Source organism: Vogesella sp. AC12 (genome assembly GCF_024437575.1).
Taxonomy (GTDB): Bacteria; Pseudomonadota; Gammaproteobacteria; order Burkholderiales; family Chromobacteriaceae; genus Vogesella; species Vogesella indigofera.
The window spans coordinates 85,835-112,286 of record NZ_JANFNU010000011.1 but is presented as its reverse complement, the minus strand read 5'-3'; the positions used below and the strand labels follow the sequence as shown (position 1 = coordinate 112,286).

General features: G+C 61.4%; 27 protein-coding genes. 12 read left to right on the top strand and 15 right to left on the bottom strand.

Going from position 1 to position 26,452, the window contains the following annotated elements:
• Nucleotides 1–62: 62 nt before the first annotated feature.
• The 12 genes from NOM55_RS14845 (at nt 63) to NOM55_RS14790 (ending at nt 10,165) form a co-directional block, all read left to right on the top strand.
• Nucleotides 63–1,334 (top strand): site-specific integrase, encoded by a 1,272-nt coding sequence (locus tag NOM55_RS14845; protein ID WP_255909330.1) that lies wholly within the window; start codon nt 63–65, stop codon nt 1,332–1,334.
• 74 nt (nt 1,335–1,408) lie between these two features.
• Nucleotides 1,409–2,659, top strand: a complete 1,251-nt coding sequence (locus NOM55_RS14840) for a Fic family protein (protein ID WP_255909328.1) — start codon at nt 1,409–1,411, stop codon at nt 2,657–2,659.
• Between the two features lie 101 nt (nt 2,660–2,760).
• The gene (locus NOM55_RS14835; protein ID WP_255909326.1) at nt 2,761–3,585 is read left to right on the top strand and encodes a hypothetical protein; all 825 of its coding nucleotides are present in this window, start codon (nt 2,761–2,763) and stop codon (nt 3,583–3,585) included.
• A 162-nt stretch (nt 3,586–3,747) separates the two neighbouring features.
• Complete coding sequence (locus NOM55_RS14830) at nt 3,748–3,981, top strand: AlpA family transcriptional regulator (protein ID WP_255909324.1); 234 nt, start codon at nt 3,748–3,750, stop codon at nt 3,979–3,981.
• 11 nt (nt 3,982–3,992) lie between these two features.
• Nucleotides 3,993–4,454 carry a hypothetical protein gene (locus NOM55_RS14825; protein WP_255909322.1) on the top strand — a complete coding sequence of 154 codons (462 nt, stop codon included), beginning with the start codon at nt 3,993–3,995 and terminating at the stop codon, nt 4,452–4,454.
• Nucleotides 4,451–4,777 (top strand): hypothetical protein, encoded by a 327-nt coding sequence (locus NOM55_RS14820; protein ID WP_255909321.1) that lies wholly within the window; start codon nt 4,451–4,453, stop codon nt 4,775–4,777. The genes NOM55_RS14825 and NOM55_RS14820 overlap by 4 nt, the downstream gene beginning before the upstream one ends.
• A gap of 5 nt (nt 4,778–4,782) precedes the next feature.
• Nucleotides 4,783–5,088: a hypothetical protein gene (locus tag NOM55_RS14815; RefSeq protein WP_255909320.1), complete on the top strand. Its 306-nt coding sequence runs from the start codon at nt 4,783–4,785 to the stop codon at nt 5,086–5,088.
• Nucleotides 5,085–7,541, top strand: coding sequence for a DUF927 domain-containing protein (locus NOM55_RS14810; protein WP_255909319.1), 2,457 nt, complete (start codon nt 5,085–5,087; stop codon nt 7,539–7,541). Before NOM55_RS14815 ends, NOM55_RS14810 begins: the two co-directional genes overlap by 4 nt.
• Nucleotides 7,542–7,644: 103 nt before the next feature.
• Nucleotides 7,645–7,974, top strand: a complete 330-nt coding sequence (locus NOM55_RS14805; RefSeq protein WP_255909318.1) for a hypothetical protein — start codon at nt 7,645–7,647, stop codon at nt 7,972–7,974.
• 214 nt (nt 7,975–8,188) lie between these two features.
• Complete coding sequence (locus NOM55_RS14800; protein ID WP_255909317.1) at nt 8,189–8,695, top strand: hypothetical protein; 507 nt, start codon at nt 8,189–8,191, stop codon at nt 8,693–8,695.
• The gene (locus NOM55_RS14795) at nt 8,692–8,952 is read left to right on the top strand and encodes a hypothetical protein (protein ID WP_255909316.1); all 261 of its coding nucleotides are present in this window, start codon (nt 8,692–8,694) and stop codon (nt 8,950–8,952) included. Before NOM55_RS14800 ends, NOM55_RS14795 begins: the two co-directional genes overlap by 4 nt.
• 646 nt (nt 8,953–9,598) lie before the next feature.
• A complete protein-coding gene (locus NOM55_RS14790) occupies nt 9,599–10,165 on the top strand; it encodes a Panacea domain-containing protein (RefSeq protein WP_255909315.1) in 567 nt (188 codons plus the stop codon).
• 773 nt (nt 10,166–10,938) lie between these two features.
• On the opposite strand, the gene NOM55_RS14785 is transcribed toward NOM55_RS14790, so the two are convergent.
• The 15 genes from NOM55_RS14785 to NOM55_RS14715 form a co-directional block, all read right to left on the bottom strand.
• Nucleotides 10,939–11,811, bottom strand: coding sequence for an NAD(P)-dependent oxidoreductase (locus NOM55_RS14785; protein ID WP_255909314.1), 873 nt, complete (start codon nt 11,809–11,811; stop codon nt 10,939–10,941).
• 39 nt (nt 11,812–11,850) lie between these two features.
• Nucleotides 11,851–12,171 carry an EscU/YscU/HrcU family type III secretion system export apparatus switch protein gene (locus NOM55_RS14780; protein ID WP_120809282.1) on the bottom strand — a complete coding sequence of 107 codons (321 nt, stop codon included), beginning with the start codon at nt 12,169–12,171 and terminating at the stop codon, nt 11,851–11,853.
• Nucleotides 12,161–13,459 (bottom strand): flagellar hook-length control protein FliK, encoded by a 1,299-nt coding sequence (locus NOM55_RS14775; protein ID WP_255909313.1) that lies wholly within the window; start codon nt 13,457–13,459, stop codon nt 12,161–12,163. Before NOM55_RS14775 ends, NOM55_RS14780 begins: the two co-directional genes overlap by 11 nt.
• Complete coding sequence (locus tag NOM55_RS14770) at nt 13,456–13,833, bottom strand: DUF2802 domain-containing protein (protein WP_255909312.1); 378 nt, start codon at nt 13,831–13,833, stop codon at nt 13,456–13,458. The genes NOM55_RS14775 and NOM55_RS14770 overlap by 4 nt, the downstream gene beginning before the upstream one ends.
• 241 nt (nt 13,834–14,074) lie before the next feature.
• Nucleotides 14,075–14,395, bottom strand: a complete 321-nt coding sequence (locus NOM55_RS14765) for a hypothetical protein (protein WP_255909310.1) — start codon at nt 14,393–14,395, stop codon at nt 14,075–14,077.
• Nucleotides 14,382–14,825, bottom strand: coding sequence for a flagellar export chaperone FliS (fliS, locus tag NOM55_RS14760; protein ID WP_047968302.1), 444 nt, complete (start codon nt 14,823–14,825; stop codon nt 14,382–14,384). Before fliS ends, NOM55_RS14765 begins: the two co-directional genes overlap by 14 nt.
• A gap of 28 nt (nt 14,826–14,853) precedes the next feature.
• The gene (gene fliD, locus NOM55_RS14755; RefSeq protein ID WP_255909309.1) at nt 14,854–16,833 is read right to left on the bottom strand and encodes a flagellar filament capping protein FliD; all 1,980 of its coding nucleotides are present in this window, start codon (nt 16,831–16,833) and stop codon (nt 14,854–14,856) included.
• Nucleotides 16,834–16,896: 63 nt separating this feature from the next.
• Entirely contained in the window at nt 16,897–17,304 is a 408-nt protein-coding gene (locus tag NOM55_RS14750; protein ID WP_255909308.1) for a flagellar protein FlaG, read from the bottom strand.
• Nucleotides 17,305–17,390: 86 nt separating this feature from the next.
• Entirely contained in the window at nt 17,391–18,872 is a 1,482-nt protein-coding gene (locus NOM55_RS14745; RefSeq protein WP_255909307.1) for a flagellin, read from the bottom strand.
• 119 nt (nt 18,873–18,991) lie between these two features.
• A complete protein-coding gene (gene fliB / locus NOM55_RS14740) occupies nt 18,992–20,227 on the bottom strand; it encodes a flagellin lysine-N-methylase (protein ID WP_255909306.1) in 1,236 nt (411 codons plus the stop codon).
• 28 nt (nt 20,228–20,255) lie between these two features.
• Nucleotides 20,256–20,984, bottom strand: a complete 729-nt coding sequence (locus tag NOM55_RS14735; RefSeq protein ID WP_255909305.1) for an S-methyl-5'-thioinosine phosphorylase — start codon at nt 20,982–20,984, stop codon at nt 20,256–20,258.
• Between the two features lie 105 nt (nt 20,985–21,089).
• Nucleotides 21,090–21,632, bottom strand: coding sequence for a hypoxanthine-guanine phosphoribosyltransferase (locus NOM55_RS14730; RefSeq protein ID WP_047968308.1), 543 nt, complete (start codon nt 21,630–21,632; stop codon nt 21,090–21,092).
• Nucleotides 21,633–21,704: 72 nt separating this feature from the next.
• Nucleotides 21,705–22,577 (bottom strand): UTP--glucose-1-phosphate uridylyltransferase GalU, encoded by an 873-nt coding sequence (gene galU / locus NOM55_RS14725; RefSeq protein ID WP_047968309.1) that lies wholly within the window; start codon nt 22,575–22,577, stop codon nt 21,705–21,707.
• 83 nt (nt 22,578–22,660) lie between these two features.
• Complete coding sequence (gene ligA, locus NOM55_RS14720; RefSeq protein ID WP_255909304.1) at nt 22,661–25,090, bottom strand: NAD-dependent DNA ligase LigA; 2,430 nt, start codon at nt 25,088–25,090, stop codon at nt 22,661–22,663.
• A 64-nt stretch (nt 25,091–25,154) separates the two neighbouring features.
• The gene (locus NOM55_RS14715; RefSeq protein WP_047968311.1) at nt 25,155–26,297 is read right to left on the bottom strand and encodes a cell division protein ZipA C-terminal FtsZ-binding domain-containing protein; all 1,143 of its coding nucleotides are present in this window, start codon (nt 26,295–26,297) and stop codon (nt 25,155–25,157) included.
• Between the last annotated feature and the right edge of the window lie 155 nt (nt 26,298–26,452).

The window sequence follows — 26,452 nt, the reverse complement described above, 5'->3', positions numbered from 1 at the left end:
AGTTTTTTGCTGATCCTGCAGCCACAAGGGCGGGGGCTGATACTCACTATTCGGGGCGCAACATGGCAAAGCTGACTGACGTACAAATCAAGGCATGGGTGAAGGCAGGGACACGCTTTGAAGGCAAGTCCGATGGCGATGGCCTGTGGCTGCGCTACCGAGAAGCCGACAAGGTGCCCGTCTGGCGCTATCGCTACCGCTTCGATGGCAAGCAACGCACCATGCAGATTGGCACCTATGCCGAGCTGTCCCTGGCCAAGGCCCGCGAGACGGCCCGCGCATTGGCCGCCCGTGTGGCGCTGGGGTATGACGTGGCCGGCGAGAAGCAAGAGCGCAAGGCAGCAGCCTTAGCAAAGATGGAGGCCGAGCGGAACGCCGTCTCCATGCAGGCGCTGGCCAATGAGTATTACGAGCGGATGATTCTGGGCCGCTGGAAACACCCGGACATCGTTCGCCGCCGCATCGACAAAGACATTGCCCCGGCGCTGGGGCACATGAAGGTCGAAGACATCAAGCCACGGCACATCGATGACATGCTGCAGATCATCGTGAAGCGTGGGGCCCCCAGCATCGCCAACGATACCTTGCGCTGGGTACGCCGCATGTTCGACTACGGCATCAAGTGCCACGTCATTGAAATCAATCCGGCCAGCGCCTTTGACCTGAACGACGCCGGCGGCAAGGAAGAGGCACGCGACCGCGCACTGTCACGCGACGAGCTGGCCAAGCTGTTTGCCGCCATGAAGTTGGCCAAGGGGTTCAGCGTAGAGAATGACCTGGCCATCCGGCTGCTGTTGCTGCTGTGCGTCCGCAAGATGGAACTGTGCGCCGCCCGCAAAGAAGAGTTCGACCTGTCTGCGGCCGTGTGGCACCTGCCAGGTGAGCGCACCAAGACAGGCAAGCCAATCGACATCCCCTTGCCGGCCATTGCGGTTGCCTGGCTGCAGCAGCTGTTTGAACTGGCAGGCCCCAGCAGCTGGCTACTGCCGGCCCGCAAGATGCAACACCGCATGGTCCCCCATATCCATGAAAGCACCATCGGCACCGCCATGGGCAAGGTCAAGCCGCACATGCCGGACGTACTCGCCTTCACCGTGCACGATCTGCGCCGCACAGCCCGCACCCACCTGGCCGAGTTGGGCATTGACCCCGTAGTGGCCGAGCGCTGCTTGAACCACAAGATTGCAGGCGTAGAAGGCATATACAACCGACACGACTATTTCTCCGAACGACGCGACGCCCTGAACAAGTGGGCCGGCCTGCTGGATGCCCTGGACAAGGGCGAGCCGTACAACGTGACACCGATTACCAAGGGCCGGAAGAAATCGGCCTGACAAGCAAGGCATTCCACTTAGTGACGCAACAGATTCAAGATGTCTACCAGCTCACGCCAAGATGATGATGTGTTGTGAGCGCATACAAATCCTTGTCTCATAAGGATTCACGGCGCATCATTCAAGTTCACAGAATTCGCAAATTCAAGATAGCTAAACCTATGGCCCAATTTGTTCATCACGACCTCAAGCTACTCAACCCATCGTTTGACTCTCCATTGGTTGACGTCCTGAACGAACTGGAGCACCTGAGGCGCCTTCGTCTTGGCGGGGATACTCCGCCCCCCATCTTCTTTCAGCTCAAGTCAATTTTCCACATGCTGGAGAGCTTGGGTTCAGCCCGAATCGAGGGCAACCATACAACGCTGGCTGACTATGTAGAAAGCAGAGTCGAGGGGCGCGAGAAAGAGACAGACCAGCTGCGAGAAATCGCCAACATCGAAGATGCGATGGACTACATCGAGGAAGTCATCAAACCAGGCGAACCGATAACGGAGCACTTCATCCGAGAGTTGCATGCATTGACCGTCACGCAACTTACCAGGGAAGGCGATAAAACCCCTGGGGCTTATCGAGAGGGGCAAGTAGGGATTGCCCAGTCTGAGCACTTGCCGCCAGAAGCCGTCTTGGTTCCTGCTTACATGCAAGAGTTGGTGGACTTCATCAACCGTAGTGATGCCCCTAAATATGACCTGATGAAGGTTGCTTTGGCACATCACCGCTTTGGTTGGGTACACCCATTCGGAAACGGGAATGGCCGTGTAGTTCGTCTACTAACTTATGCAATGTTGATTAAATATGGCTTTAACGTCAGTGCTGGCGGGAGACTTCTTAACCCCACTGCAGTCTTCTGCAATGACCGGGAACGCTACTATGCAATGCTGGGAATGGCTGACCAGGGCACTCCAGCAGGGCTTGAGAGCTGGTGCGAATATGTTCTAGCTGGCGTTATGGAAGAAATGAAAAAAATCGATAGGCTGACTGACTACGCTTATCTTCAAAAACATATTCTATTACCGGCCCTGGATTTCTCACGAGAACGAGAGCTGATTACCGGAACCGAGTCAGTAATACTAGCTCACGCCATTACAGCAGGCACACTCAAAGCTGGCGACCTTGGGACAGTTCTACCCAAGCTAAATGCTGGCCAGCGTACTTATCAAATCAAAAAACTACTTGAACAAGGCATGCTGCAGCCAGTACATGAAGGAGCCCGCCAGTACACTGCCGGTTTTGCCAATAGCTACCTGATGCGAGGTGTTATCCGAGCATTGGCTAACGAGAGCTTTATCCCCGCGCCGGTTGCACGCCCACAAACAGCCTAACACCAGCTATGCCGGCACCTAGCCCGACGGGGCGAAAAGCGGGAAACCCTGCCCGCTTGGTGCTGGCTACCTAACAGGGGGCGCAAAGGGAGCGCATATTTATGGAAATTCCACCGCATCTCATGCGGCTAGAGCTGCTTTCTCTCGATCAGGCAGCTTTAATATCGGCGGGGCTTGACCCTATGCAAGTTGGTAATTGTGCGCATGCCGCCGCCGGGAATTGGACGGGGTGGGAGGTTGCCAAGGCAAATAGAATCTCCCTGCTACAAGCTATTTCGCTTAAGAAAATACGTCCTGTATCTGCAACCGTATGGGTGTCGTACAACAGCTTCGGGGATGGAGAGGAAGAGGAAGTCGACGTTGACACTATTACCCTGAAGGACCTGAACCACCTTCACGATGCCACCTTCTATCGTGACGATGTTCTGGCCTTCTTTGGTCATCAATCAAGTTCGGTGGCGTCCGAGGGAAATCTGAGTACTGCTGTTGTGGCATTAACCATGCGGCTTGAGGCATCCGAATCGCGGGAAGCGAAACTGAAGCAAGAACTCGATCTTCTCAAGGCAGAACATGAAGCCTTGCTTCGGCAGGCAGTAGACGAGCACACCAGCCGCCTCGAAATCTCAAGGGAGTTCAACGAGTACGTGAAGATGGCAGAAGCAAACCAGCCTGAGAAACCCGCAAAGGCAAGGCTGCCGCCTCTCATTGCTATTGCAGTTGAGGTTTTTCAGGAGCATTGGCAGGGCCAGTTGGACCCATCCCAAGATGTACGCGCCAGAGCTACTCAAGCTGCGATTGTGAGCGACCTACGGGAGAGTCACCCAGGAATCACCAATGCCGTTGCCAAAGCCATCGACAAAGTGGCATCTCCCATCGACCGCGACCCCAAGAACCCGTCTGGCAAATATCAACTGCGTTCATCCTAAACCTGTACCCTCAGGGTGGGAAACCCAATGTCCACAAGGCTTATAGGCAACCCTGAGGGTTAATTTCCCCTGTAACCCTGAACCCTTTTGGTGTTGCCCTTCGGGTGCCGTGATGCGCTTTCATTTGGACGTCAACCACGACGTGCCATAGGAAACCGCATCATGCAAACCCAAGTCATTACCCTTCCACAGACGGGCTATGTCCGTCAGTCCTTGCTGGTGGGTGACGCCAAAACCGGCATCCCCGGCATCCTGCCGTTCTCTGCTTCTACTTTGTGGAGGCGTGTGCGTGCTCAGACCTTCCCAGCACCCTTGAAACTGTCCGAGCGTGTCACAGCCTGGAAAGCTGAGGACATTCGCCAGTGGCTGGACGCTCAAGGCCGGCAGGCGGCTTGAGGTGACATGCGATGACTCTTGCCACCCCACACCAGCAGCGCCATAATTCCCCTGTGCCGTTCAATAGCGGCCCCGGTTTGGCGACCGGCTACAAGAAGGCGGACAGCCGCCTAGCGGCTATTTTTACGTCCGTCTGCAACACCATTGGTGCGTCCTTTTCTATGGCGGGCCGTGGTGGGGATACCTTCGGGTATGCCGGTTCCTTCTTGCCGGTTCGCCAACCCCACCATGTGCCTGCCACCCCTCGTTTGGCGACGAGGGCGCGGGCTTCTCAGCTCAAGAAGGAGGCCACCATGCCTAGCATCGCCCTGCGCGTCGTTCGCGCACTGTTCCCCGTTTTCTCTGTTCCAGTTACCACCGTACCGACCCAGACCGAAGCATGCGCTATGGCACGTCTGCTGGTGTCGCAAGGCAAGCGCGTCGCCGTTGCGCCAGCTGCCCAAGGCTTCACCGTGTCGGAGGTGAAGGCATGAGCGCCGCCGCCCTGACATTCCGCCCCGAAGAAGGCAGCCGCCTGCTGCCCTTTGCGGCCAACGTTCGCACCGAGACCTTGGACGACATCCGCCACGATGGCAACGCCACCCGCGCCTATACCATGGGCAGCCTGGAAGGTGAGCTGGCTTTTGCCGTTGCGGCGACCCCTGATTCCCTGCTGCTGACCATGCAGGGCTGCCAGCGTGAACTGCTGCTGCGCCTTGGTCTGGTGGGTGATCTGAGCATCGAGCAGGAGCGCCTGCGCGGCTGGATTGTCGGCCTCATTGGCTCTCTGTCTGCATCCTTCGACGCCGAGGGATAACCCCCATGAACACGAAACTGATTGCCCTACCAGTGGGCAAGGCCACCGGCTTGCCTGCGTATCGCTACGGGGCCGATATGGCCGTTGATGCACTGGAACGTGTTCGCGCCCAAGCGCGGGCCGGTGAGCCGGTGAGCCCGTACTGGCTGGCGGATGCCCTGAATGGTTTGCCACCGGATAGCCGGCGCGGCTTCCTGGTGGTGGTGGCCTGCTATCTGGCTGCTGCTGGTGCGGTTGCCGATGACCACGCCACATGCCGCAAGGTGGCCGAGCTGATGGCCGCGCTGGACGATGAAGGAGGTGCCGCATGAATGCCCCCTATCGTGTTACTGCGGCCGACGACATCCGCGCCGCGCTGGTGTACCTGGATACCCACGACCGGGAAACATGGGTGTGCATGGCAATGGCCATCAAGTCGGAGCTGGGCGAGACCGGCTTTATCGTGTGGGACGACTGGAGTCAGAGCGCAGCCAACTATCAGCCCAAGGCCGCCAAGGCAGTGTGGAAGAGCGTGAAGCCCGGTGGCCGCGTCACCATTGCCAGCCTGTTCGCCCTGGCCCTGCAGCACGGCTACCGCCCGGAGCAGCCCTATCAAGCGCCGAGCGCTGAAGAGCGGGCCAAGCTGGAGGCAGAGCGCGCCGCCGCCCAGGCCGAAGCCGAGGCGCTGGCCTCCGAGCAGCGGCAGGCCGCCACGGTCAAAGCGGCCAACCTATGGGAGCGTGGCCACGATGTGGCAGCAGAACATCCCTACCTGCTGGCCAAGGGTATCGTGCCGGCCGGCGCCGCCCAGCTGCGCGACATGCTGCTGATACCGCTGCGGGTAGCCGGTGAGCTGGTCAACCTGCAGGTGATCGCAGCCGACGGCAGCAAGCGCTTCCTGACCGGCGGCCAGGTCAAGGGCACCTCGCTGGTGCTGGGCCGGCTCAAGGAGGCCGACACCGTGCTGCTGTGCGAAGGGTGGGCCACCGGCTGCAGCCTGTACCAAGCGACCGGCCTGCCGGTGGTGGTGGCCTTCAATGCCCACAACCTGGTGACCGTGGCCGCCCGACTGGCCAGCACCCTACAGCCAAGCATCAAGGTGGTGGTGTGCGGCGATGCCGATGCCAGCCTGACCGGGCAGCGTGCCGCCGGCAAAGCGGCCGAGCTGCTGCTGGAGCGTGGCCACTCTGTGGTGCCGGCATTCACCCCGGAGCAGGTCGAGCTGCACCGCCAGCGGCATGATGGATTGCTGCCTACCGACTTCAACGACCTGCACCAGCTGGCCGGCCTTGAGGCAGTCAAAGAGCAAGTGTTTCGGGGTGACTCAAAAATGGTGGAAACAGTGGGAACAGTGGGAACAGAAACGCTGAAAACCAAGCCAGACGGGGCTTCCAGCTGTTCCCACTTTTCTGTTCCCACTTCGGTTTGTTCCCACTCCGAAGACGAAAACACCCCGAAAAACCCAGAAAGCGGCTCACCGTTCTTCCTGGTGGAAGGCATTCCTGGGCAGCGTGATGGCGTGTATTGGGTGGAGAAAGCGGACGACAGCAAGAGCGACGACAAGGTGTGGTGGCTATCCTCGCCACTGCACATCCTGGGCGAAACCCGCGACGCCAACCAGAGCAACTGGGGCCGGCTGCTGGAGTGGAAGGACAACGACGGTCACCCGCACCGCTGGGCCTGCCCGATGGAGATCCTCGCGGCCAGCGACACTGCCGAGTTCCGCCGCGAGCTGGTACGGGGTGGACTGACCATTTCCACCAACAGCAAGGCCCGGCAGAAGCTGGTGGACTACGTGCTGAACCATCGCGCCAAGTCGTCGACCCGGCTGCGCTGTGTGTCGCGCATCGGCTGGCATGATCTGCGCTATGTGCTGCCTACCGCCGTCTATGGTGAGCAGGACGGTGAAGGCGTCATCTACCAGGGCGCCGACAGCGGCGACTTCGACCACGCCGGCACGCTGGCCGAGTGGCAGCAGCACATTGCCGCACCGGCCGCCGGCAACAGCCGCATTGTGTTCGCCATCGCGGTGGCGTTCGCCGGGGTACTCGCCAACATGGCAGGCGAGTCGGGCGGCGGCTTCCACTACGTTGGCACCACCAGCAAGGGCAAGACCTCCACGCTGCTGGACCCGGCCGCCAGCGTCTGGGGCAACCCGGACCGCTACGCCAAGAAGTGGCGCACCACACAGAACGGGCTGGAGGCACTGTGCCTGGGCCGCAATGATGGCCTGCTGATTCTGGACGAGCTGGCGCAGATCGCTGCAGCAGATGCCGGCGGCGCGGCCTACCTGATTGCCAGCGGCCAAGCCAAGGCGCGCATGACCAAGGAGGGCGGCAACCGCCCGGCGCAGACTTGGCGCGTCATGCTGCTGTCGGCTGGCGAGATTGATCTGGCCCAGCACATGGCCGAGGCCGGCAAGACCGCCAAGGGTGGCCAGATGGCCCGCCTGCCGGCTATCCCTGCCGATGCCGGCGCCGGCATGGGCACGCTGGAGCAGCTGCCCCCCCCCCAGCGGGCAGGCCTTCGCCGATGCCGTGAAGGCGAACACCCGGCACTACTACGGCACCGCTGGGCAGGCCTTCCTGCAGCGCCTGACCACCAGCGAAGAGCAACAAAGCATCCGGGCCGAAGTACGCGACAACGTGGCCGCCATCATCCAGCACCTGGGCATCCCCGCCGGCGCTGCGGAGGAAATCGGCCGGGTAGCGTCCCGCTTCGCCCTGGTGGCCTTCGCCGGCGAGCTGGCCACACGCTATGGGGTGACTGGCTGGCAGCCAGGTGAGGCATTTCAGGCCGCCCGGCGCTGCTTCCGGAAATGGCTGGCCGAGAACAACACCGGTCAGGCCGCTGACGACCGCGCGCTGTTCGCCCAAGTGGGCGGCTTCATGCAGGCGCATAGCTCCACCCGCTTCCCGCCGCACGATGCCGCGCCGGAAGTGCTGGCCCGTTATCTCAATCGCACCGGTTTCACCTTCACCGACGAGCAGGGGGCGCTGCAGTTCTGGGTGCTGTCGGAGCCGTTCAAGAAAGAGCTGTGCAAGGGCTTCCAGCACACTGCCGCCGCCCGTGCCCTCATCGCGGCGGGCTGGATGCTGGCCGGTGACATCAAGGGCAGCAAGCAGCGCAACACCCGCAAGAAGCGCATCAAGGCGCTGGACTCGGCGGCGGTGAATGTCTACGTGCTGACCAGCGCGGTACTGGAGGGCGAGGAATGAACGCATCGAATTGGTTGGGCGATATCTTGGGCACCACCCCGAAACGGCCGCTTGTTCCCCAAAAAGTGGGAACAGAACAGAGTGGGAACAAAAAGGGGGAACAGCGGAGAGCCTTATCCAGAAAGGGTTTCAGGACTTTGTTCCCACTGTTCCCACTGTTCCCACTCAAAAACAGTCACCCCGAAATACTGCGGGGACAGAGGGAGAAATCCGGGTGGCCATCCCCGCCGACCTCACCGAGCTGGTGGCGGAAGTCGCCCGCCTGGAAGGTTGGCCGCAAGACGAGCAGGCCGAGCACCTGGCCATCATCGGCCGGCAGCTGGCCAGTGATGAGTGTGACGTGGCAACCATCCGTACCGGCTACCGGGCGCACATTGCCCGCTGGCACGACACCCGCGAGGCCATCGCGGAGCGGGCCGCCATCATGGAGTACGACGGCGGGCTGCCGCGAGCCGAGGCAGAACGACTGGCCGGCCAGGTCAACGACTGCCTGACCTGCCGCCATTGGCAGGGCGTCCAGACCTACCCGGATCCGCGCCACAAGGTGATGTCATCGGTTGGCATTGCGTCGAAGCCCAAAAGCCTGCTGATGGGCACCTGCACCAAACACCAGCGCCCTTGGCGGGTGTCCAACATCCCCGGCGATGCAGATTACAACCGCTGGCACCTTGTTGGGCAGTGCGGACGGGATGCTGCAGACGAAGGGAGGCTGGCTGCATGACGAAGCGAGGCAAAGGGCTGCCCGGTGATGTGCTGGCACTGCTGACCGATGCCGGCCGGGGGGTGACCCTTGGGCAGATACAGCAGCACCTGCCGGTGTACCACCATCTCTCTGACCTCTCGCCTGTAATGGTCAGGCTTGAAAAGCGGGGCGTGGTGTCGGTGGCGCTGGTGGAGAGGACAGCCGACAAGGGCCGGCGCATGGTGAAGCAGTACAGCAGGGCTGCTGTACCGGCAGCAGACCGTGACATAACGTAACGTTCAGGACGGGTATTGATGCGTCTGAATCTGGACACATTGATGCTGGGGCTGGCAGCCCCAGCACGTGCGACCGATACCGGAAATCCGGCATCGCTTTGATAGGAAAATGCGACAAACGAGACACCTGAAAAAAGGCCGCAAACCTCACAAAACTCACACCTGAAAAAGGCGGCCAAACCTGACAAACCTGACACCTGAAAAAGGGGGCAGGTTCCTGCTGTAGGATCTGTGTGTGCCACCCCATCACGCCACGGTGGGACATTCCGTAATTACCAGCCTGCTTCACGTCGCGGGGAACCTGATAAAACCTGAAATGTGCCGCGACCACGGCATGGCACTGCTGGGTGCCGTGCCGTGGTCACGCTAAGGAATGCTCAGGTGTTGAGAAATGTTGAGGCGCCAGGAGATCAGACATTGGCCGGCGCCTGGTGAAGAGCTACCACCATGGAGGGAAGTCGGAGAGTCCGCCCAGGCTGCATGACTCTTATCTAACGTCGGAGAGGTGATGCCCCTTGTTGGCCATATGCAAAATATACATCCCCGCCCCTATCAATTCATTCACCAAAGGCTAAACTCCCCTTGTAATGCATTGTCTTAGCTGTCAGTACTTCGGTAGAATCAGCCGTTTTTCGAAGGAGAAGGCATGTTTGACGAACGCAAAGTCGCCCAAGCTGCCGCTTATTTTCTGGATCGGCGGGGCGGGCGCATGTCCCACCTGAAGCTAATGAAGCTTCTATACCTCGCCGATAGAGAGGCACTCCGACGATATGGAATGTCAATCTCTGGCGACGAGTATTCATCTCTGCCACATGGCCCTGTTTTGACCCGCACCAAGGAGCTGATGGATGGCTATTGCAAACCAGTTTCTGGTGGCTGGGAATCGTGGATCTCAGATAAAGAGAACCATGAAGTAGAGCTTCGCCATGAAGCTAACAGAGACTTGCTTGATGAACTAAGCAATGCCGATATTGCGGTTCTAAATCACATCTGGTCCGACTTCGGAAAGATGACTCGCTGGGAGATCAGAGACTACACCCATGACAAACGGAATGTCCCAGAATGGGAAGATCCGAACGGCTCCAGCCGCCCGATTCGTTTGGATGCAATCTTGCGCGCCGTTGGAAAGACTCATAAGCAGATCAAAGAAGATCTAGAACAAGAAGAGTCTAGGCAGTACCTCGATAGTCTATTCCAACAACTCTCACAATGACTTTGTTTTGGCCGACACAGCGAGCAACGCTACTGGTGCCATCTGGCCCCGTTGCCGACCCGGATCGCATGCATTTGTACATCCTACTAACCGACCCGGTTACACAGGATCAAACTGTTTTGATGGTTTGTGTTTTGTCAGTCAAACCACAGGTTTGGCACGATCCTACGTGCATACTTCGTCAGGGTGATCACCCTTTCATAAAGCATGACAGTTGGATTGACTACCGTCATTTAGAGATTCGTCCGATTGCATCTCTCCAAGCGGGAGTGAGAGTCGGCGTCTTTGTTGGCAAAGGAACCTTGAGTCCTGCGGTGTTTGCTCGGATATGTGCCGGGCTCATGATCTCGCCCTATGTGAAGCCAAAGTTTGCACAGTTTTTTCAGACTGCAACACAACCTTAATTGACTGACAAAACCCGCTTTGCGGGTTTTGCTCTTTTAGTGCAAAGCATCCCGCCCAAAATTACGAGCACTCACCCCAAGGGTGTACTTATGCGTACCATGGTGAATGAGAAAACGAACCACATGCAGGCCGGTACTAAGCGACCACGGCCAGTCCACTGACCGTACAAAACAGTGAGCACGTCTATTTCGCGTGTACCCAAGAGTGTACCCAAAGCAAAAGCGCGAGTAGCACATTCCTTCACTGGCAATGCTTTGACGCCAACACTAAATAAACAGATCCAACGTCGAATAAGCCTGGCGCTACCGCCGCTCACCGCATTGCGGCCAACCTTGCAGCAAGGTTGGCCGCAATTTTTTTAGCGCGGCTCAGTCGTTGTCCTGCCAGATCAGCCGTGCGATGGCGGAGGAATCCAGCTCGCCCTCGCCATTGGCCACCAGCTGGTCGATCAGGCCGGCAACACGCGCGGCCTCCGGCAGCTTGATGCCCAGCGACTCCGCGGTGTCCAGCACGATGCCCATGTCCTTCTGGTGCAGCTTGGCCTTGAAGCCCGGCGCGTAATTGTCGTCGATCATGCGCTGACCGTGCACGTCCAGCACCCGGCTGCTGGCAAAGCCGCCCAGCAGCGCCTCGCGCACCGGCGCCGGGTCTACACCGCAAGCCTTGGCCAGCTTCATCACTTCCGCCACTGCCGCCACGCCGACGCCGACCGCGATCTGGTTGCAGGCCTTGGCCACCTGCCCGGCCCCGCTGTCGCCGATATGGGTGATGGTCTTGCCCATCGCCTGCAGTACCGGCCGCGCGGTGGCCAGCGCCGTCGCCTTGCCGCCGACCATGATGGTCAGCGTGCCGTTGATGGCGCCGACTTCACCACCGGACACCGGACAATCGAGGAAGTCGATGCCGCTGGCAGCCAGTTTGGCGGCGATCTCGCGCGCGCCGATCGGGGAAATGGTGCTCATGTCGACACACACCAGCCCCGGCCGCGCACCGTGCACCACGCCGTTCTCGCCCAGCAGCACGGCCTCGACGTCGGCGGTATCGGAGACATTGGTCACCAGCACCTCGACGTTGGCCGCCAGCGCCTGCGGGCAGTCCGCCCAATGGGCGCCCTGCGCCAGCAGCGGTTCGGCGCTCTCGCGCCGCCGAGCCCAGACCCAGACTTCATGTCCGGCCTTGAGCAGGTTTTCCACGCACGGGCGCCCCATGATCCCCAGACCGATATACGCAACTTTCATCATGTTCCTAAGCAGAAAAATGCAAGCCGGCCACTCGCCGACTCAGGATGGAGGCGGCTGGCGCTGTGCCAGCCACTGTTCGAAATTCATGTCCTTGCCGGTAGCCTGGTGTTCGAGGAAATACAGGAAGGCGAGGATCTCGGCGACCGCACGATACAGCTCCGGCGGGATGTGATTGTCCATGTCCACCTGCATCAGCAGGTTGACCAGCTCCGGCGAGTCGTGCACGAAGACGCCGGCTTCCTTCGCCTGCTCGATGATGCGCTCGGCCATGCGGCCATAGCCCTTGGCCACCACTTTTGGCGCCGCGCTGTCCTCGCTGTAGCGCAGCGCGACCGCCGAACGGCGATGCTCAGGCTTCATCGCCGGCCTCGTGCTTGACCAGCAGGCTGGCCAGCGCCAGACCGGCGCCTTCCAGTGCCGAGCCAAGACGGCTGCGATACTGCTCGATCAGCTGTGCGGTCTGCCCATCATCGGCATCGAACACCACCTGCACCTGCTTGCCCACCATGCGCAGCCGCGCCCCGACGCCGCCCAGTGCCGGCAGCTCCAGATTCAGCCGCGTTTGCCACACCGGCAGCTCCAGCTCGCCATCCGCTTCGCGCTCGGCGACTTCCTCGCGCTGGATTTCCCAGTCCACCGCCTGTCCCGGCCATGCCTGCCCCTGGAACACCAGCACTTTCTGCTCGTGCACCTCCAGCTGCTTCTGCACCAGCTGCCCCAGTTCCGGCGACAGCCCGGCCCGGCCCTCGTGCAGCAGCTTAGCCTGCGGCTCCAGCTTCAGCTCTTCCAGCGAAAGGCGGCCATCAACCCACGCCCGCTGGTGAGATTCGTAAAAGACGCCGCTTTTTTCCACCGTCTGCCGCAGCTGCTCGCCGGCGCCCGGCGCCGCCGGATCGGACAGCAGGGTCAGGCTGCCGCGCGTCGCCGACTGCGTTGCCGCATCCAGCAAGCCGTTCAGATAGCGGCCGCCCGAGGTAAAGGCCACCGGCACCGATTTTTCGTCCGGCAGCGCATTGAGACGCAGCAGGTCGAACTGCAACAGTGGCGAGCTCGCCCCCACCCGCAACAGCATCGGCTCCTTGGTCAGTAGGCCATCCGCCGGCGCCTTCAGGTTGAACACCGCATTCTTGATCAGCACCATCGCACTGCCGTCCGCCAGGCGCTCCGCCAGCCGGCCGGTGACCACCTCGCCACGGGCGAGATCGGGCAGCCGCCCCGGCTGGGACAGGGTCTGCAACGCGGTGCTGTTGTCGTCCTGCAGTGCCGCCGAAACCGCCCGCGCCAGCTCGCTGCTGCGCAGCGCCGTCGCCGGATCCTGCAGCACGTCCAGCAGATTGAACGACAGCGGCGGCCCGGCGGTCACGCGCAGCGACAGCGCATTGCCATCGGCGGTCATGCCCTTGGGCAGGCTTAGCACGAAGGCCTCGCCCTTGATGGAGGCGGCCAGCTTGCCATCCGGCAGGCGTTCGGTGATGTGGGCGGTGACGGTCTCGCCGGACTGCAATGCCGGCAAGCGCGCGGGCGACGAGGCAACCTCGACCGGGCTGCGCGACGTCTCGCGACCGGGACGATTGGCAACAATCGTCGACGCTTCGGCCGCACCGGTCGACTGTTTGCCCGGCGCAAGAATCGGGGGCAGGGAAATCATGGAGTGGGACTATTGCGGTACAGCGACAGGATCAGCTCGGCCTCGCTACGGGAAATGCCGCAGCGCTCGGCAACATCGGCACTGCCCAGGCCGCGCTTGAACATTTCCACCGCCTGATTGTAGGGGCTGATGCCCTCGCTGCTGGCGGCCGGCAACTGCTGGCGCGGCTCGTGTTCGACCACTTTCTGCTGTGCCAGCAGCGCAATGTCCTGGATATTGCGCTGTGCAGCCGCCAACTGCTTCTGCAGCTGCTCATGGCTTACCGCCTCGACCGCGCGCTCGGACTCGATGCGCAACAGCCGTTGCCACAGATAGAAGACTGCGACGGCCTGCGCGATCATCAGGCCAATCAGCAACACCAGATAAATGGTCATGATCACGACTCCGGTAACACGGACATTCCCTCTGGCTCAGGTAAAGGGCGAATGTCCTCAAGCTTGTTGATGCTGGCAGGGTAACGATCACAAGCGATGCCGGCCTGCCCTCTGTCATCCAGGAACACGGTGGGTACGGCAACACTGCTTTTACTATGGCACGCAATCGGCAGGATAACAGCGTCGTTTGCAGGTTGGCCGCAACGATAAAACCCCCATCCACACCGTAAAACGGTACCGGCTAGAGGCTGTCTTTATAGGTAGAAAGCAGGTTTTGCCGCGTTTTCAGCAGCGCCAGTTCCGGCTGTAACTGGCCTTTGCTGGCGCTAACCTGCTGGGTCAGAGCTTGCAGCAAACGCTGCGCGTTGAGCAGCTCGGCCAACACCCCGTCATGCGCGGCGGCGGGCAGCGCCGACAATGGCGACAGCGTCACCTGTGCCGCCCCCAGTTGCTCCGCCAATACTACCGCCCGCTCCCAGTCCTGGGCCTCGACCGCTGTTGACAGCGCTTGCACCAGCGACAGCCAGGCGCACCAGTCTTCCGACAACTCAGGCTGCGCCATAGACTTTTCCTGCGTCACCCGGTGCACTGCCCTGCGCGTTGGCCGGCACCCCGATCTGGACCCAGGCATCGCGAATTTCATTCAACAGCGCACACACCTGGTCCAGCAACGCGGGATCATTATTGATGTTGGCCTGAAACAACTGGCGGGTGCAGTACTCGTAGAGCTGGTCAAGATTGCTGGCAATGTCGCCGCCTTTTTCGTGATCAAGCGCCAGGCGCAGCCCTTCATCCACGATCGAGATCGCCTTGCCGATCAGCATACCCTTGTCGGCAACTTGCCCGGCTTCCATCGCGATCTTTGCGCGCCGGATCGCCTGCAACGCACCATCCAGCAACATGAGCACCAGTTTATGAGGGGTCGCTACCAATACCTCGGTCTCAAGTGCGGAGCGACCGTAAGCGGCCTGCATATGCCTAGAAAGTGCCATGATGAAGCCTTAATCGATGTTATCCAGTTCAGGAACTCTTTTGCATGCTGCTGATTTGCTGGGTCAGGAACGAGCTACTGGCGTTCAGCTGCGCCAGCAGGCGGTCCATCGCATTGAACTGGGCCTTGTAGCGGGCCTCGGTTGTCTCCAGGCGCTTGGCCATGGTGTCCTGCTGCTTCTGCAAGTCTTTCAGCGACGCGTTCAGGCCCTTGTTAAACGAGTCCAGTGTGCCATTGGTACTGAGCATCCCCTCCAGCTTCTTGTCCAGATTGAAGGAGAAACCCTGCGTATAGGTCAGCGAGCCACGGTCACCGATGGTACCACCGCTGAGCTCGATGGTCAGGCCTTCCACCGGGGTGCCGACCGCCCCGATCAGCTTGTTACCGTCACCACGTGCCGCGTAACCGCCGATGCTACCGGCCACACTCGCCGAGCCGGCGACACCGCTAGCAGCGGCAAAGCCGGCAAAATCCAGGCCGCTCAGCACGTTGACCTTGGACTCGGTACCGGTTTTGACTGAAGAAATCAGCAATTTGCCGCTGTCTTCGTCAACCGTGACCGAGACCTGTCCCTTGGCCGCCACCAGGCCGGCATCGCCGTTGATGGCGGTTTCCAGCGCCTTGGCCAATTCGGTGGCACTGTTATAGGTACCGGTAACCTGGGCGTTGACGGTGGTGTTGTCGATCATGGCCGAAAATGCATTGGTGCCGGAAACCGGCAGCGTCGGCACGCTGCCAGCCTGATTGTAACCGGTGGTCAAAGCACTGACGGAAACCTCGTAGCTGCCGGCCACGGTCTTGTCGGTACTCGACACATAGGACATGCCTTTGCCATTAACCTGAGCACCGGTGGCAAAAAACTTGGCCACATCATCGGGCGAGGCTTCGATCGCCTTGCTCAGCTTGCTCGAATCCAGGCTCAGACTGCCATCCTTGGCAAAAGCCAGCCCCAGCTGGCTGGCAACCTGGTAGCTGCCGCTATTCTTGGTGGCGGAGCCAAAAGCGGCACGCAATTGCGTTTCGATGCCGCGAATCGCCGCCACGCCACTCAACGGAGACGATGAACCGGCCTCGCCGGGCGCGGTACCGGGCGTCGCCGCCGTCGTCTCCTTCAACACTTTGGTAAAGTCGTTATACGACTTTACAAAGTCTTCCAGTGTTTTCTTGATGCCGGCAGTGTCGCGGCTGACATTCATTTTCAGCGCCGCATCACCCGCTTCCTGCTCTTTTTTCAGCGTCAGCGTCACACCATCGATGGCATCGCTGACGGTGTTGGACTGCTTGGTGATTTTCAGGCCATCGACGTAAAAAACGGCATCCTTGGCCGGCTGCAACACCGTCATGGTCGTGCCCGCCGGATCATGGGTCAGGTTCGCCAGCGGCGAAGTGGCGCCACCGGCAGCCGTGACCTTCAGCGTGCTCTCGGTACCGGTCTTGCCGGAGGAGTAGATCAGCCGGTAACCGCTGCCGTCATTGACGATACTGGCGCTGACACCGATATTGGCCTTGTTGACCGCATCGCGTACCTGTTCAAGCGTGGCATTGGCCGGGATCTTGACATCCTTCTGGGTCGAGCCGGAGAGCGGCGTGAAGGTGGCGCCGGAAGTGGTGCCAAAGGAAAAACTGAGTGTTTCCTCGGTCGCGCCATTGATGGCGGTCTTGCTGCTGGTGAAAATACTCGACGACAGCTTCTGCGCTGCGGCCAACGTTTCCACCTTCAGGCTGAAGCCGCCCACCGGTGCCTTGGCACCGGCACTGATCTCGGCCACATCCTTGTCGGAGGTAGACGACGACAGCGTCTGGTATTTTGCCGGATCCTGCAGCGCCTTCAGCGCGGCCTGGAACGACGCCAAGCCATTCTTGACTTGGCCGACCGCCGATATCTTGCTTTCGAAAACCTGCTGCTTCTGCTGCAGCTTCAATAATGGGCGGGTTTCAATATTCATCAGCTTGGAAACCAGGCTGTCAATATCCATCCCGGAACCAAGACCGCTCGAACTCAATGCCATGATATTTCTCCCGCCATTATTCAGTCGTAGGGCCTGTCGGCACTACGCTTGCTGCTACCAAAATTACGCCTTGCTCTGATACAAAACACCGACCAACTTGTCCAGGTTCTTGGACAGTTCCAGCACTTCTTCGGTCGGGATCTGGCGGATCACCTTGTCGGTGTGCTTGTCGATGACCTTCACGATCGGCACGCCCAGATCCTCGTCGATGGAGAAGTTCAGTTCGCTGGCAAAGGTGGCAACCAGCTTGCTGATCTTTTCCGTAGCCTGTGCCAGTTCTTCCTTGTCCGGCACGTTCTTGCCCTGACCACTTGCAGCACTACTGGACAGCGCTTGCACCGCACCGGCAGAGACCGGCACCGTCGGGGCACTGGCTTGCTGGGCTGGTAACGACGCAGAGCGACCGGCACCGTCAGACAAGGTGGTGGTAACAGGTGTGGCAACCGGCAACAGTGGCGATAATGACGACATAGTACACCTCCAAGACGAAAAGCCTGGCGTGGGGGCCACGCCAGGCACGCTGGGTTACAGGAGGGCCATGCCCTCACCCACCTTGATTAACGCAGCAGCGACAGGACTTGCTGTGGCAGCTGGTTAGCCTGCGCCAGCATGGCGGTACCAGCCTGTTGCAACACCTGGTTACGGCTCAGTTTAGCGGTTTCCGAAGCAAAGTCGGTATCCTGAATACGGCTACGCGAGGCACTCAGGTTCTCCGACGAAGACTGTAGATTGGAGATGGTGTTTTCGAAGCGGGACTGCAAGGCACCGAACTGGGCACGCTGGCCGTTGATCGCCTGCAGTGCAGAGTCAACGATCTTGATCGCTTTCTGGGAGTTGGCGAACGAAGTCACGTCCAGCGAAGCCACCGTTTGCAGGGTCGAGGAACCGCCCGCCCCGAAGAAACCGGAGCCGGCATCCGTCACCGAGAAGCTCTTGTCGGAGTCGAGGCGTACGGTACCGTTCACGAACGACACCCCACCGGCACCGGCAGCGGCATCGGCGGCAGTCAGTGCAGCGGCAGCGTTGGCTGCAGTGCCATCCGAACCGGCCACGGTGTAACCCGCAGTGTTGAAGTCGGCACCAGCAGCACTGCTGTTGGTCAGACTGATGTCGTTGCCTGTGGCATTGGTCAGCTTGATACCGCCATACTTGCTGTCGAATTCAGCAGTCACGCCGGTCTTGCCAGAAGCGGCATTAAAGGCATTGATCGCTTCGGACAGGTCGTTCGAACTGGTAACGGTGGCGCCGGTGGAGAAGGAAACGCGCACGGCAGTGCCGTTATCGGACACCACGTCTACCGCGTAGGACTTGTTGGCGACGAGACCGGACAAGTTGGCCTCGGTCTTGGCGGTAGCATTTACACCGGTCTGGCTGCTCAGGTTGTTGATACCTTGGGCAATCGACTTGGCGGTGTCACCAGCCACAGTGGTGTAGGTGGCAGAACCCTGCGAGCCGCTCACCGCGATAGCCTTAGCGGCCACCAAAGAGGTGGCGTTACCAGCAACCGGACCGGCAACGGACAGGTTGTTGTTGCCGTAGTTGCTGGTACGGAAGTTGGAGCCAGATGCCTGGATGGTCTGGTTGGCGTTGGCGCCGACCTGGAAGGTCAGGGTGCCGGAGGTACCATCCAGCAGCTTCTGGCCGTTGAATTCGGTAGTCTGGGAAATACGGTCCAGTTCGGAGGTCAGCTGCGTCACTTCGGACTGCAGAGCCTGACGGTCGGAAGCCGAGTTGCTGGAGTTGGACGATTGTACCGCCAGCTCACGAACACGCTGCAGGATGTTACCAGCGGAAGACAGTGCGCCTTCAGCAGTCTGAGCCATCGATACGCCATCGTTGGCGTTACGACGAGCCTGATCCATACCGCGGACCTGACCACCCATGCGCTCGGAGATGGCCAGACCGGCGGCATCGTCTTTGGCGCTGTTGATGCGCAGACCGGACGACAGGCGCTGCAGCGAGGTGGACAAGGCGCTTTGGGAACCGGACATATTACGCTGCGAGTTCAGCGAAGCCACGTTAGTGTTGATGGTCAGCATGGTTGCTCCTTGGAATCATCAATCTGGGCGTTGTACCAGCCGGCCCCGTGCCGCTGCTACCGCCTTCCCTAGCTTTATCGGATCCTCACCGGAAAGCTTTAGCCATCCGGTGAAAATTTTTAATCCGGCAGCAATAGCAGCCAGTGCTCCGGTTTCACCAGACCCGCCTGCTGGAAGCCAGCCATGCAGGAAGGCAGGTAGTTTTCCTGATGAATGCTGGTTCTATAAAACAGGTACACCAGCTCAATGACTTCCTTGGCCGCAAGCTGACGCTGCCTTGCTGCGGTCAGGCCCACCAGCCAGAAACGCAATAGCAGGTACGCCATGCACAGCTGCTGCACATCCTGCACGACCTGCCCTTGCAGCGGAAAGTAGCCGGTATGGGTATGATTGAGCAGGATGCGGCCCAGCCACTGCTCGACCTCGGCAGACAGCGCCGTCGCGGCAAAGGTGCGGCACAGTACCGCCTCATCCACCTCGGCCTCCGGTTGCCCCGCCCCCAACGCTTGCAAGGCCTCGGTAATCAGCTCCAGGTAACGCGGGCGATTGAAGTGCAGATCGGCCCGTACCCGGCTGGCGGCGGCCAACGTTTTGATGTGCAACTGCTCGTGGCGCTGCCAGCCCTGCAGCGCGGCAAGTGCCTGCCCGTTTTGCAGCTGTTGTTGCCAGTCGAGCAGCAGCGCCGTGATGTCGTCCAGCAATACCGCCCCGGAAGCGGCATCGAACTGGTCCACCGTCTGCTGCAATGACTCTGCGATCAGCAGTTGCAAGGCAAGTCTTTGCCATAACGGTACTTCCGTAGCCGCCAGAATGGCCAAGAAGAATGCCCGCACCTGCTCCATTTCCGGGCTGGCAATCGCCGCCGGGATACTGGCAATGGTGCTGGCACGGGTAGGCAGTTGCAGCTGTTGCAACTGCAAGGCGTGCTCGTTTTCAATGATCAGACGCGCGATTTCCGGGCAGGACGGCGAGGCAAACTGCTCCAGCACACCGGCGACCGACTTGGTGGCACGGGGATAGGCGGCACAGACATCGGGCAACATCTGCTCACCACACTTCTTATGAAGGCTGCAAAGCCCCTCGCCATCCAGCAATTCGCAGCGCGCATGATCTTCGGTACTCACCGACAGGAAACCGAAATCCCTGCTGCCACTCTTGCCCGAGCCGCGATGCAGCGCTTTCTTGATCAATGGTTTCAGTTCTTTATCCGGCAGGCTTTGCAGGCGCAGATAGGTTTCATGCTCGACCGGGATACGCCAACCGTAGCAACAGGTGTCGGGGCACGCCGGACCAAGACAGGAAAACTGTGCCAGATACGCGGGGGCGATCATGCTTTTCAATTGGGTTTCGGCCATCGTCTCTTTCCTGAATGCCGGTGATTGCTCATTTTGCCAGTTGCGTCAGCACGGCCAGGATCTTGCTGACCCCGTGCTCGAACACCGTCTCCGGCAGGGCAACCGTCTCGCTGCTGTTGCCCTTGCCGGCCGCCCAGTTCACCACCAGGCTGAGATTGGCGTATGGCAGCGCCAGTTCGCGCGCCAATGCCGCCTCCGGCATGCCGGTCATGCCGACCATGTCGGCGCCGTCCTGCTCGACACGACGGATTTCCGCCGCGCTTTCCAGCCTCGGCCCCTGGGTGCAGGCATAGACCGCGCCGTCGATCACGCTCAAGCCGGCCTCGCGACCGGTCTGCACCAGACGGGCGCGCAGCTCGCGGTCAAACGGCCAGGTGAAGTCGATGTGCACTACCGGCTTTTCCGGTCCCTCGAAGAAGGTGTGCTTGCGGCCCCAGCTGTAGTCGACAATATTGTCGGGAATCACCAGGCTGCCCGGCACCATGTCCGGGCGAATGCCGCCGACGCTGCCGATGGCAATCACGCCCTTAACGCCGACACTGTGCAAGGCCCAGATATTGGCGCGGTAATTGATCTCGTGCGGGGCGATGGAGTTGCCATAGCCGTGGCGGGCAATGAACACCACGTTCTGCATACCGATGCGGCCGAAGGTCAGCGCGCAGGACGGGTCGCCATACGGGGTACGCACAACCTGGCGATGGGTCACTTCGAGAATGGGCAATTTGGCGAGGCTACTGCCTCCGATGATGGCGAGCATGACGTTCTCCTTGTTATGGCTGCTCTGTGCCGAATTCTAATCCGCAGGCATGAAAAAAGCCCGCAACATTTACGGTTGCGGGCTGGCCGGGGTGTATCGCCAGGCTTACTTCAGCGCGTGGATGGCCGGCAGGTTGCGCCAGGCGCCGCGCACGTCCATGCCGTAGCCGAACACGTAACGATCCGGCACGTCGATGCCGACGAAATCGGCCTTGATCGGCTTGTCCTTGCTGATCAGCTTGTTGGCGAACACGCCGCTGTAGAAGGCCTTGGCACCCATCGCCAGCACCTTGTCGCGGATCGCCGCCATGGTGTGGCCTTCGTCCAGGATGTCGTCCAGAACCAGCACCACGCGGTCGCGCACGTCTTCCTTCGGTGCGGTTTTCCACACCAGCTCGCCGCCCTGGGTCTTGTCGCCGTAGCGGGACACGTGCACGTAGTCGAAGTCGAGCGGGAAGATCAGGCGTGGCAGCAGCTGGCCGGTGAACACCACCGCACCGCCCATCACCGACAGTACCAGCGGATAGCTTTCCCCCAGCTCGGCGGTGATGTCGGCGGCCATGCGGTCGACCGCGGCATTGACCTCTTCGGCGGAAAACAGGATGTCAGAGCTATTCAGAATGCCACGGGCTTCGGCAACATTAGCCATGATGATGAGTCCTTATTCAAGAAAACGACACGCCGCCTGACGCGGCAGGCGGCGTGATGGATAGTTTTGCGCTCAGGCGCGCGGCAGGCTGGCCAGGAAGGCGGCAAACTCGCTGCCGACTTCGTGATGCTTGAGGCCGTATTCCACCGTGGCTTTAAGATAGCCCAGTTTCGAGCCGCAATCGTAGCGCTTGCCGGTAAACGGATAGGCCAGTACCGGTTCGTCCTTCAGCAGCGCGGCGATGCCGTCGGTGAGCTGGATTTCGCCACCGGCGCCAGGCACGGTATTGAGCAGCTTGTCGAAGATGCGCGGCGTCAGGATGTAACGGCCGACCACCGCCAGATTGGACGGTGCCACGTCGGGATGCGGTTTCTCCACGATGCTGGACACCTGCTGCCGGCCGTTGCCATCGGTGGCGACCTCGACGATGCCGTAGGAACCGGTCTCCTCGCGCGCCACGGTTTCCACGCCCAGCACCGAGCTGTGCGTCTCGTTGAACACGCGCACCATCTGCTCCATCGCGCCCGGCTCGCCGTCAATCAGGTCGTCGGCCAGGATCACCGCGAACGGCTCGTTGCCGACCACCGGCTTGGCGCACAGCACCGCGTGGCCTAGGCCCAGCGCCTCCGCCTGACGGATGTAGATGCAGCTGACGTTGGCCGGCAGGATTTGCTGCACCGTTTCCAGCAGTTTTTTCTTGTTGCGGTTTTCCAGCTCGGTTTCCAGCTCGTAGGCCTTGTCGAAATGGTCCTCGATGCTGCGCTTGTTGCGGCCGGTGATGAAGATCAGCTCGGTGATGCCGGCGGCCACCGCCTCCTCCACCGCATACTGGATCAGCGGCTTGTCGACGATGGGCAGCATCTCTTTCGGGCTGGCCTTGGTGGCGGGCAGGAAGCGGGTGCCCATGCCGGCCACCGGGAATACCGCTTTGGTAACTTTTTGCATGATGAGTCTTTTTATCCGGACAACATGTTAAGTAGCGGGCAATTGTAGGCGTTTTATCGCCACCGCTCTAGTTTTGCCTGCCGTCACGACGCCAGCAAGGCCAGCAGGCCGGCCTCGTCCAGCACCGTCACGCCCAGCTCCAGCGCCTTGTCCAGCTTGCTGCCGGCCTCGGCGCCAGCCACCACGTAGTGGGTCTTCTTCGACACGCTGCCGGACACCTTGCCGCCGGCCTCCTCTATTAAGGCTTTGGCCTGATCGCGGCCCATGGTCGGCAGCGTGCCGGTCAGCACGAAGGTCTTGCCGGCCACCGCCTCGTTCTGTGGCGCGACCTCGGTCTGCGGCAGCCCGACCAGCAGCGCGCGGCAATAGTCGGCAATGGCCTGTAGCTGCGCGCGGTTGGCCACGTCGTCCAGCCAGTCGGCCAGTGCGTTGACCACCTCCGCCGGCAGGTCGAGCTGGATCACGTCCACCCGCGGCATTGCGGCCAACGTTGCCAACTCGCCTTGCTGCGTCGCCAGCTGCTGCGCGCGCACCTCGGTCAGCCGCGGCACGTTCAGCCGGGCGTAAAGGTTGGCCGCAGCCAGTTTGTCGCGCAGCTGTGCCTTGGGCGCATGCTCGTCGGCCGGTGCCACGCCGGCGGCCAGCAAGGCATCGATCACCTGTTCGTTCTGCGCCTCGGCAAAGAATTCGGCAATGGCATCAGCCACCACGCCGCCGATGTCCGGCAGTGCCGCCAGTACCGCACGCGGCGCGCGGCGCACGTTATCCAGCGTGCCCAGCCAGTCGGCCAGGGTCTTGGCGGTGGATTCGCCGACGTGGCGAATGCCCAGCGCGAACAGCAGCCGCGCCAGTGGCGGGCGCTTGCTGGCGCTGATCGCCTCGATCAGGTTGTCGGCCCACTTGGTGGCCACTTTTCCCGCCTTGACGGTTTCCGGCGTGACGCCCTCCTGCTCGTCGGCACGCCGCTTCATCTGCAGCAGGTCATCCAGCGTCAGCCGGTACAGGTCGGCCACGCTCTTCACGTAGTCGAACTCCACCAGCTTGTCGATGTAACGCTCACCGAGGCCGTCGATGTCCATCATGCGGCGGCCGGCAAAATGCTGGATCGCCTGCGTGCGCTGCGCCTTGCACACCAGCCCGCCGGAGCAGCGCGCGATGGCCTCGCCCTCCTCGCGCACCACGTGACTGCTGCATACCGGACAGACGGTCGGCAGGCGGTAAGCCGGATACATCGGCTCCTCGCCCTGGCTGAACAGATCGCCACCCAAGGTTGGCCGCATTGGCCGCTCGGCCAGCACCACCGCCACCACCTCGGGAATCACGTCGCCGGCGCGGCGCACGATCACGGTGTCGCCGACGCGCACATCCTTGCGCCGCACTTCGTCCTCGTTGTGCAGCGTGGCGTTGGTGACGGTGACGCCGCCGACGAACACCGGCTGCAGCCGTGCCACCGGGGTGATGGCGCCGGTGCGGCCAACCTGCTCCTCGATCGCCTCCACCCGGGTCAGCGCCTCTTCGGCCGGAAACTTGTGCGCAATCGCCCAGCGCGGCGCGCGCGACACGAAGCCCAGCCGTGCCTGCAGCGCGCGGCTGTTCACCTTGTACACCACGCCGTCGATCTCGAACGGCAGGCTGGCGCGCTGCGCCAGCACGCCTTCGTAGTAAGCGGCGAGACCTTTCGCCCCTTGCACCACCGGGCGCAGCTCGGCCGCGACCACCGGGAAGCCCAGCGCCGCCAGCCAGTCCATCTCGCCGGCGTGGCTGGCCGGCCAGTCGGCACCTTCCACCTGAGCGATGGCGTAGGCAAAGAACGACAGCCGGCGCTGTGCAGTGATGCGCGAATCCAGCTGCCGCAGGCTGCCGGCGGCGGCATTGCGCGGGTTGGCGAAGGTCTTGTCGCCACGCTCGCGCTGCGCGTCATTCAGGCGCTCGAAATCGCGTTTCAGCATCAGCACCTCGCCGCGCACTTCCAGCAGCGAGGGCACGTTGGCCGCACGCAGCTGCAGCGGCACCGAGCGCACGGTACGGATATTGGCGGTGACATTCTCGCCACTGGCGCCGTCGCCACGGGTGGCGGCCTGCACCAGCACACCGTCGCGGTACAGCAGGCTCACCGCCAGGCCGTCGAACTTGGGCTCGGTGGCGTACTCGACGTTGGCCGCAGCCAGGTCCTTGCCCACCCGCTCGTCGAAGGCGATCAGCTCGGCGTGGCGGCTGGCGAAGTCATCCTGCTGCAGGTCGGAAAAGGCATTGGACAGCGACAGCATCGGCACGCTGTGCACCACGCTGTCGAAGGCCGGCAGCGGCGCGCCACCGACGCGCCGCGTCGGCGAGGCGTCGCTGGCCAGCGCCGGGCAGTCGGCTTCCAGCTGCTGCAGCTCGCGGAACAGGCGGTCGTACTCGGCATCCGGCACCGTCGGCGCATCCAGCAGGTAGTACTCGTGGTTGTAGCGTTCCAGCAGTGCGGCCAACTCGCGGGCGCGGGCTTCGATCTCGGGAGTAGGTTTGGTCATGGAAGGCCCCAAATGCAGCACGCCGGCAAGGGCCGGCGTGCGGAAACAATGAAAACGGCAAGAATCAGGCAAACAGGCGCAAGGCGGCGACACTGCCCGGTGCGATGCCGCGGTCGTCCATATTGCCGTAGATGCGCACCAGCTGCTCGCGGATCTTCAGCAGTCCGGCTTCGCTCAGCTCGCGGCGGTTGTCGTCGACCAGGCGCGCGTCGAATTCCTGCGTCAGCTGCAGCGCGAAGGCAATGGCGCGGTCGAACACCGCGGCACCGCCGGCCACGCGTGGCACGTCGAACAGCAGTGTCAGCGCCGGGAACGACTTGTCGAGCAGGTTGTGCAGCGTGAACGGCGTCTGGTCGGCCGAGGCCAGCGAGTACAGCGAATTGCCGGAATCGGCGAGGTAGTGGAACTGGCCGTCCGGCTCCAGCTGCAGCCCGGCGGCTTCGGCCACGCTGCGCAGGCGCGCACCGGAGATTGGCGCCACCGGCACGATATTGATGCCGATCAGCACGTCGACATCGGCGCAGAAACGGTCCAGCTCGCGCGCGGCGACCAGCTTCTGCTGGCGCTGCGGGAAGCTGACCTGGGCATCAAACTGCTCGGCGTAATGGTTGATCTGCTGGCAGAAGCTGGCCAGCTCCTGCTCGGTGACCGCGCCGCTGCGGTCGACCAGCTGCAGGCCGAAGTTGACCTGCTTGTAACGGGTGCCCGGCAGCAGCTCGGCCGGCGTCCACAGCCCGCGCTCGCTGCGCAGGATGGCCTGCACCCGCTTGGCGACATTGAAGCGCGGCAGCGACGACAGCGTCAGCGGCCGGCTGAACACCACTTCGGCGATGAAATCCAGCGACGGATCCAGCAGCGCCACCACCAGCGCCTGGTGGTCGGCGGCGTCCATCGCCACCACTTCGTCATCCTCTTCCGGCAGCGGTTCGCTGACGACAGGCGGCGGCGTAAAGGCGTGCTGCGGCGGGGTGTCGTTCAGGTAGGCGGGGGTATCGTCCTCGTCCTGCAGCAACACCGGCTCCAGCCGCTCCTGCTTGCCGTCGCGGACATGATTCTTGGGCACGTCCAGCAGCACATCGGCGTGATGACGTGAAAAGGCCTGGCGGGTCCGCTTGCGAAAGCGCCATTCCTGGTATGTATTGAAGGCGAACACCAGGGCGATGACGATCCCCCCCAGCATCAGCAAGCCTATTTGTATGTCGCTCATCGAGCCTTATCCACTGCTGTGGCCATTATTCAGGACAGTATTATAACAAACGTCGCAACGCAAACGGTGGCCACCCTCGCGTCATCGGCCATTCTCTATCGAAAACGGGCTCAATTTTTTGGTTTTGCCAGCCAAAAGCGTAATTTTCACGAAAA

What these genes read in the sequence shown, in the direction of transcription:
- NOM55_RS14845 (WP_255909330.1), top strand. Translation starts at nt 63, where the DNA reads ATGGCAAAGCTGACTGACGTACAAATCAAGGCATGGGTGAAGGCAGGG.
- NOM55_RS14835 (WP_255909326.1), top strand. Translation starts at nt 2,761, where the DNA reads ATGGAAATTCCACCGCATCTCATGCGGCTAGAGCTGCTTTCTCTCGAT.
- NOM55_RS14830 (WP_255909324.1), top strand. Translation starts at nt 3,748, where the DNA reads ATGCAAACCCAAGTCATTACCCTTCCACAGACGGGCTATGTCCGTCAG.
- NOM55_RS14825 (WP_255909322.1), top strand. Translation starts at nt 3,993, where the DNA reads ATGACTCTTGCCACCCCACACCAGCAGCGCCATAATTCCCCTGTGCCG.
- NOM55_RS14820 (WP_255909321.1), top strand. Translation starts at nt 4,451, where the DNA reads ATGAGCGCCGCCGCCCTGACATTCCGCCCCGAAGAAGGCAGCCGCCTG.
- NOM55_RS14815 (WP_255909320.1), top strand. Translation starts at nt 4,783, where the DNA reads ATGAACACGAAACTGATTGCCCTACCAGTGGGCAAGGCCACCGGCTTG.
- NOM55_RS14810 (WP_255909319.1), top strand. Translation starts at nt 5,085, where the DNA reads ATGAATGCCCCCTATCGTGTTACTGCGGCCGACGACATCCGCGCCGCG.
- NOM55_RS14805 (WP_255909318.1), top strand. Translation starts at nt 7,645, where the DNA reads ATGCAGGCGCATAGCTCCACCCGCTTCCCGCCGCACGATGCCGCGCCG.
- NOM55_RS14795 (WP_255909316.1), top strand. Translation starts at nt 8,692, where the DNA reads ATGACGAAGCGAGGCAAAGGGCTGCCCGGTGATGTGCTGGCACTGCTG.
- NOM55_RS14790 (WP_255909315.1), top strand. Translation starts at nt 9,599, where the DNA reads ATGTTTGACGAACGCAAAGTCGCCCAAGCTGCCGCTTATTTTCTGGAT.
- NOM55_RS14785 (WP_255909314.1), bottom strand. Translation starts at nt 11,811, where the DNA reads ATGATGAAAGTTGCGTATATCGGTCTGGGGATCATGGGGCGCCCGTGC.
- NOM55_RS14780 (WP_120809282.1), bottom strand. Translation starts at nt 12,171, where the DNA reads ATGAAGCCTGAGCATCGCCGTTCGGCGGTCGCGCTGCGCTACAGCGAG.
- NOM55_RS14775 (WP_255909313.1), bottom strand. Translation starts at nt 13,459, where the DNA reads ATGATTTCCCTGCCCCCGATTCTTGCGCCGGGCAAACAGTCGACCGGT.
- NOM55_RS14770 (WP_255909312.1), bottom strand. Translation starts at nt 13,833, where the DNA reads ATGACCATTTATCTGGTGTTGCTGATTGGCCTGATGATCGCGCAGGCC.
- NOM55_RS14765 (WP_255909310.1), bottom strand. Translation starts at nt 14,395, where the DNA reads ATGGCGCAGCCTGAGTTGTCGGAAGACTGGTGCGCCTGGCTGTCGCTG.
- fliS (WP_047968302.1), bottom strand. Translation starts at nt 14,825, where the DNA reads ATGGCACTTTCTAGGCATATGCAGGCCGCTTACGGTCGCTCCGCACTT.
- fliD (WP_255909309.1), bottom strand. Translation starts at nt 16,833, where the DNA reads ATGGCATTGAGTTCGAGCGGTCTTGGTTCCGGGATGGATATTGACAGC.
- NOM55_RS14750 (WP_255909308.1), bottom strand. Translation starts at nt 17,304, where the DNA reads ATGTCGTCATTATCGCCACTGTTGCCGGTTGCCACACCTGTTACCACC.
- NOM55_RS14745 (WP_255909307.1), bottom strand. Translation starts at nt 18,872, where the DNA reads ATGCTGACCATCAACACTAACGTGGCTTCGCTGAACTCGCAGCGTAAT.
- fliB (WP_255909306.1), bottom strand. Translation starts at nt 20,227, where the DNA reads ATGGCCGAAACCCAATTGAAAAGCATGATCGCCCCCGCGTATCTGGCA.
- NOM55_RS14735 (WP_255909305.1), bottom strand. Translation starts at nt 20,984, where the DNA reads ATGCTCGCCATCATCGGAGGCAGTAGCCTCGCCAAATTGCCCATTCTC.
- NOM55_RS14730 (WP_047968308.1), bottom strand. Translation starts at nt 21,632, where the DNA reads ATGGCTAATGTTGCCGAAGCCCGTGGCATTCTGAATAGCTCTGACATC.
- galU (WP_047968309.1), bottom strand. Translation starts at nt 22,577, where the DNA reads ATGCAAAAAGTTACCAAAGCGGTATTCCCGGTGGCCGGCATGGGCACC.
- ligA (WP_255909304.1), bottom strand. Translation starts at nt 25,090, where the DNA reads ATGACCAAACCTACTCCCGAGATCGAAGCCCGCGCCCGCGAGTTGGCC.
- NOM55_RS14715 (WP_047968311.1), bottom strand. Translation starts at nt 26,297, where the DNA reads ATGAGCGACATACAAATAGGCTTGCTGATGCTGGGGGGGATCGTCATC.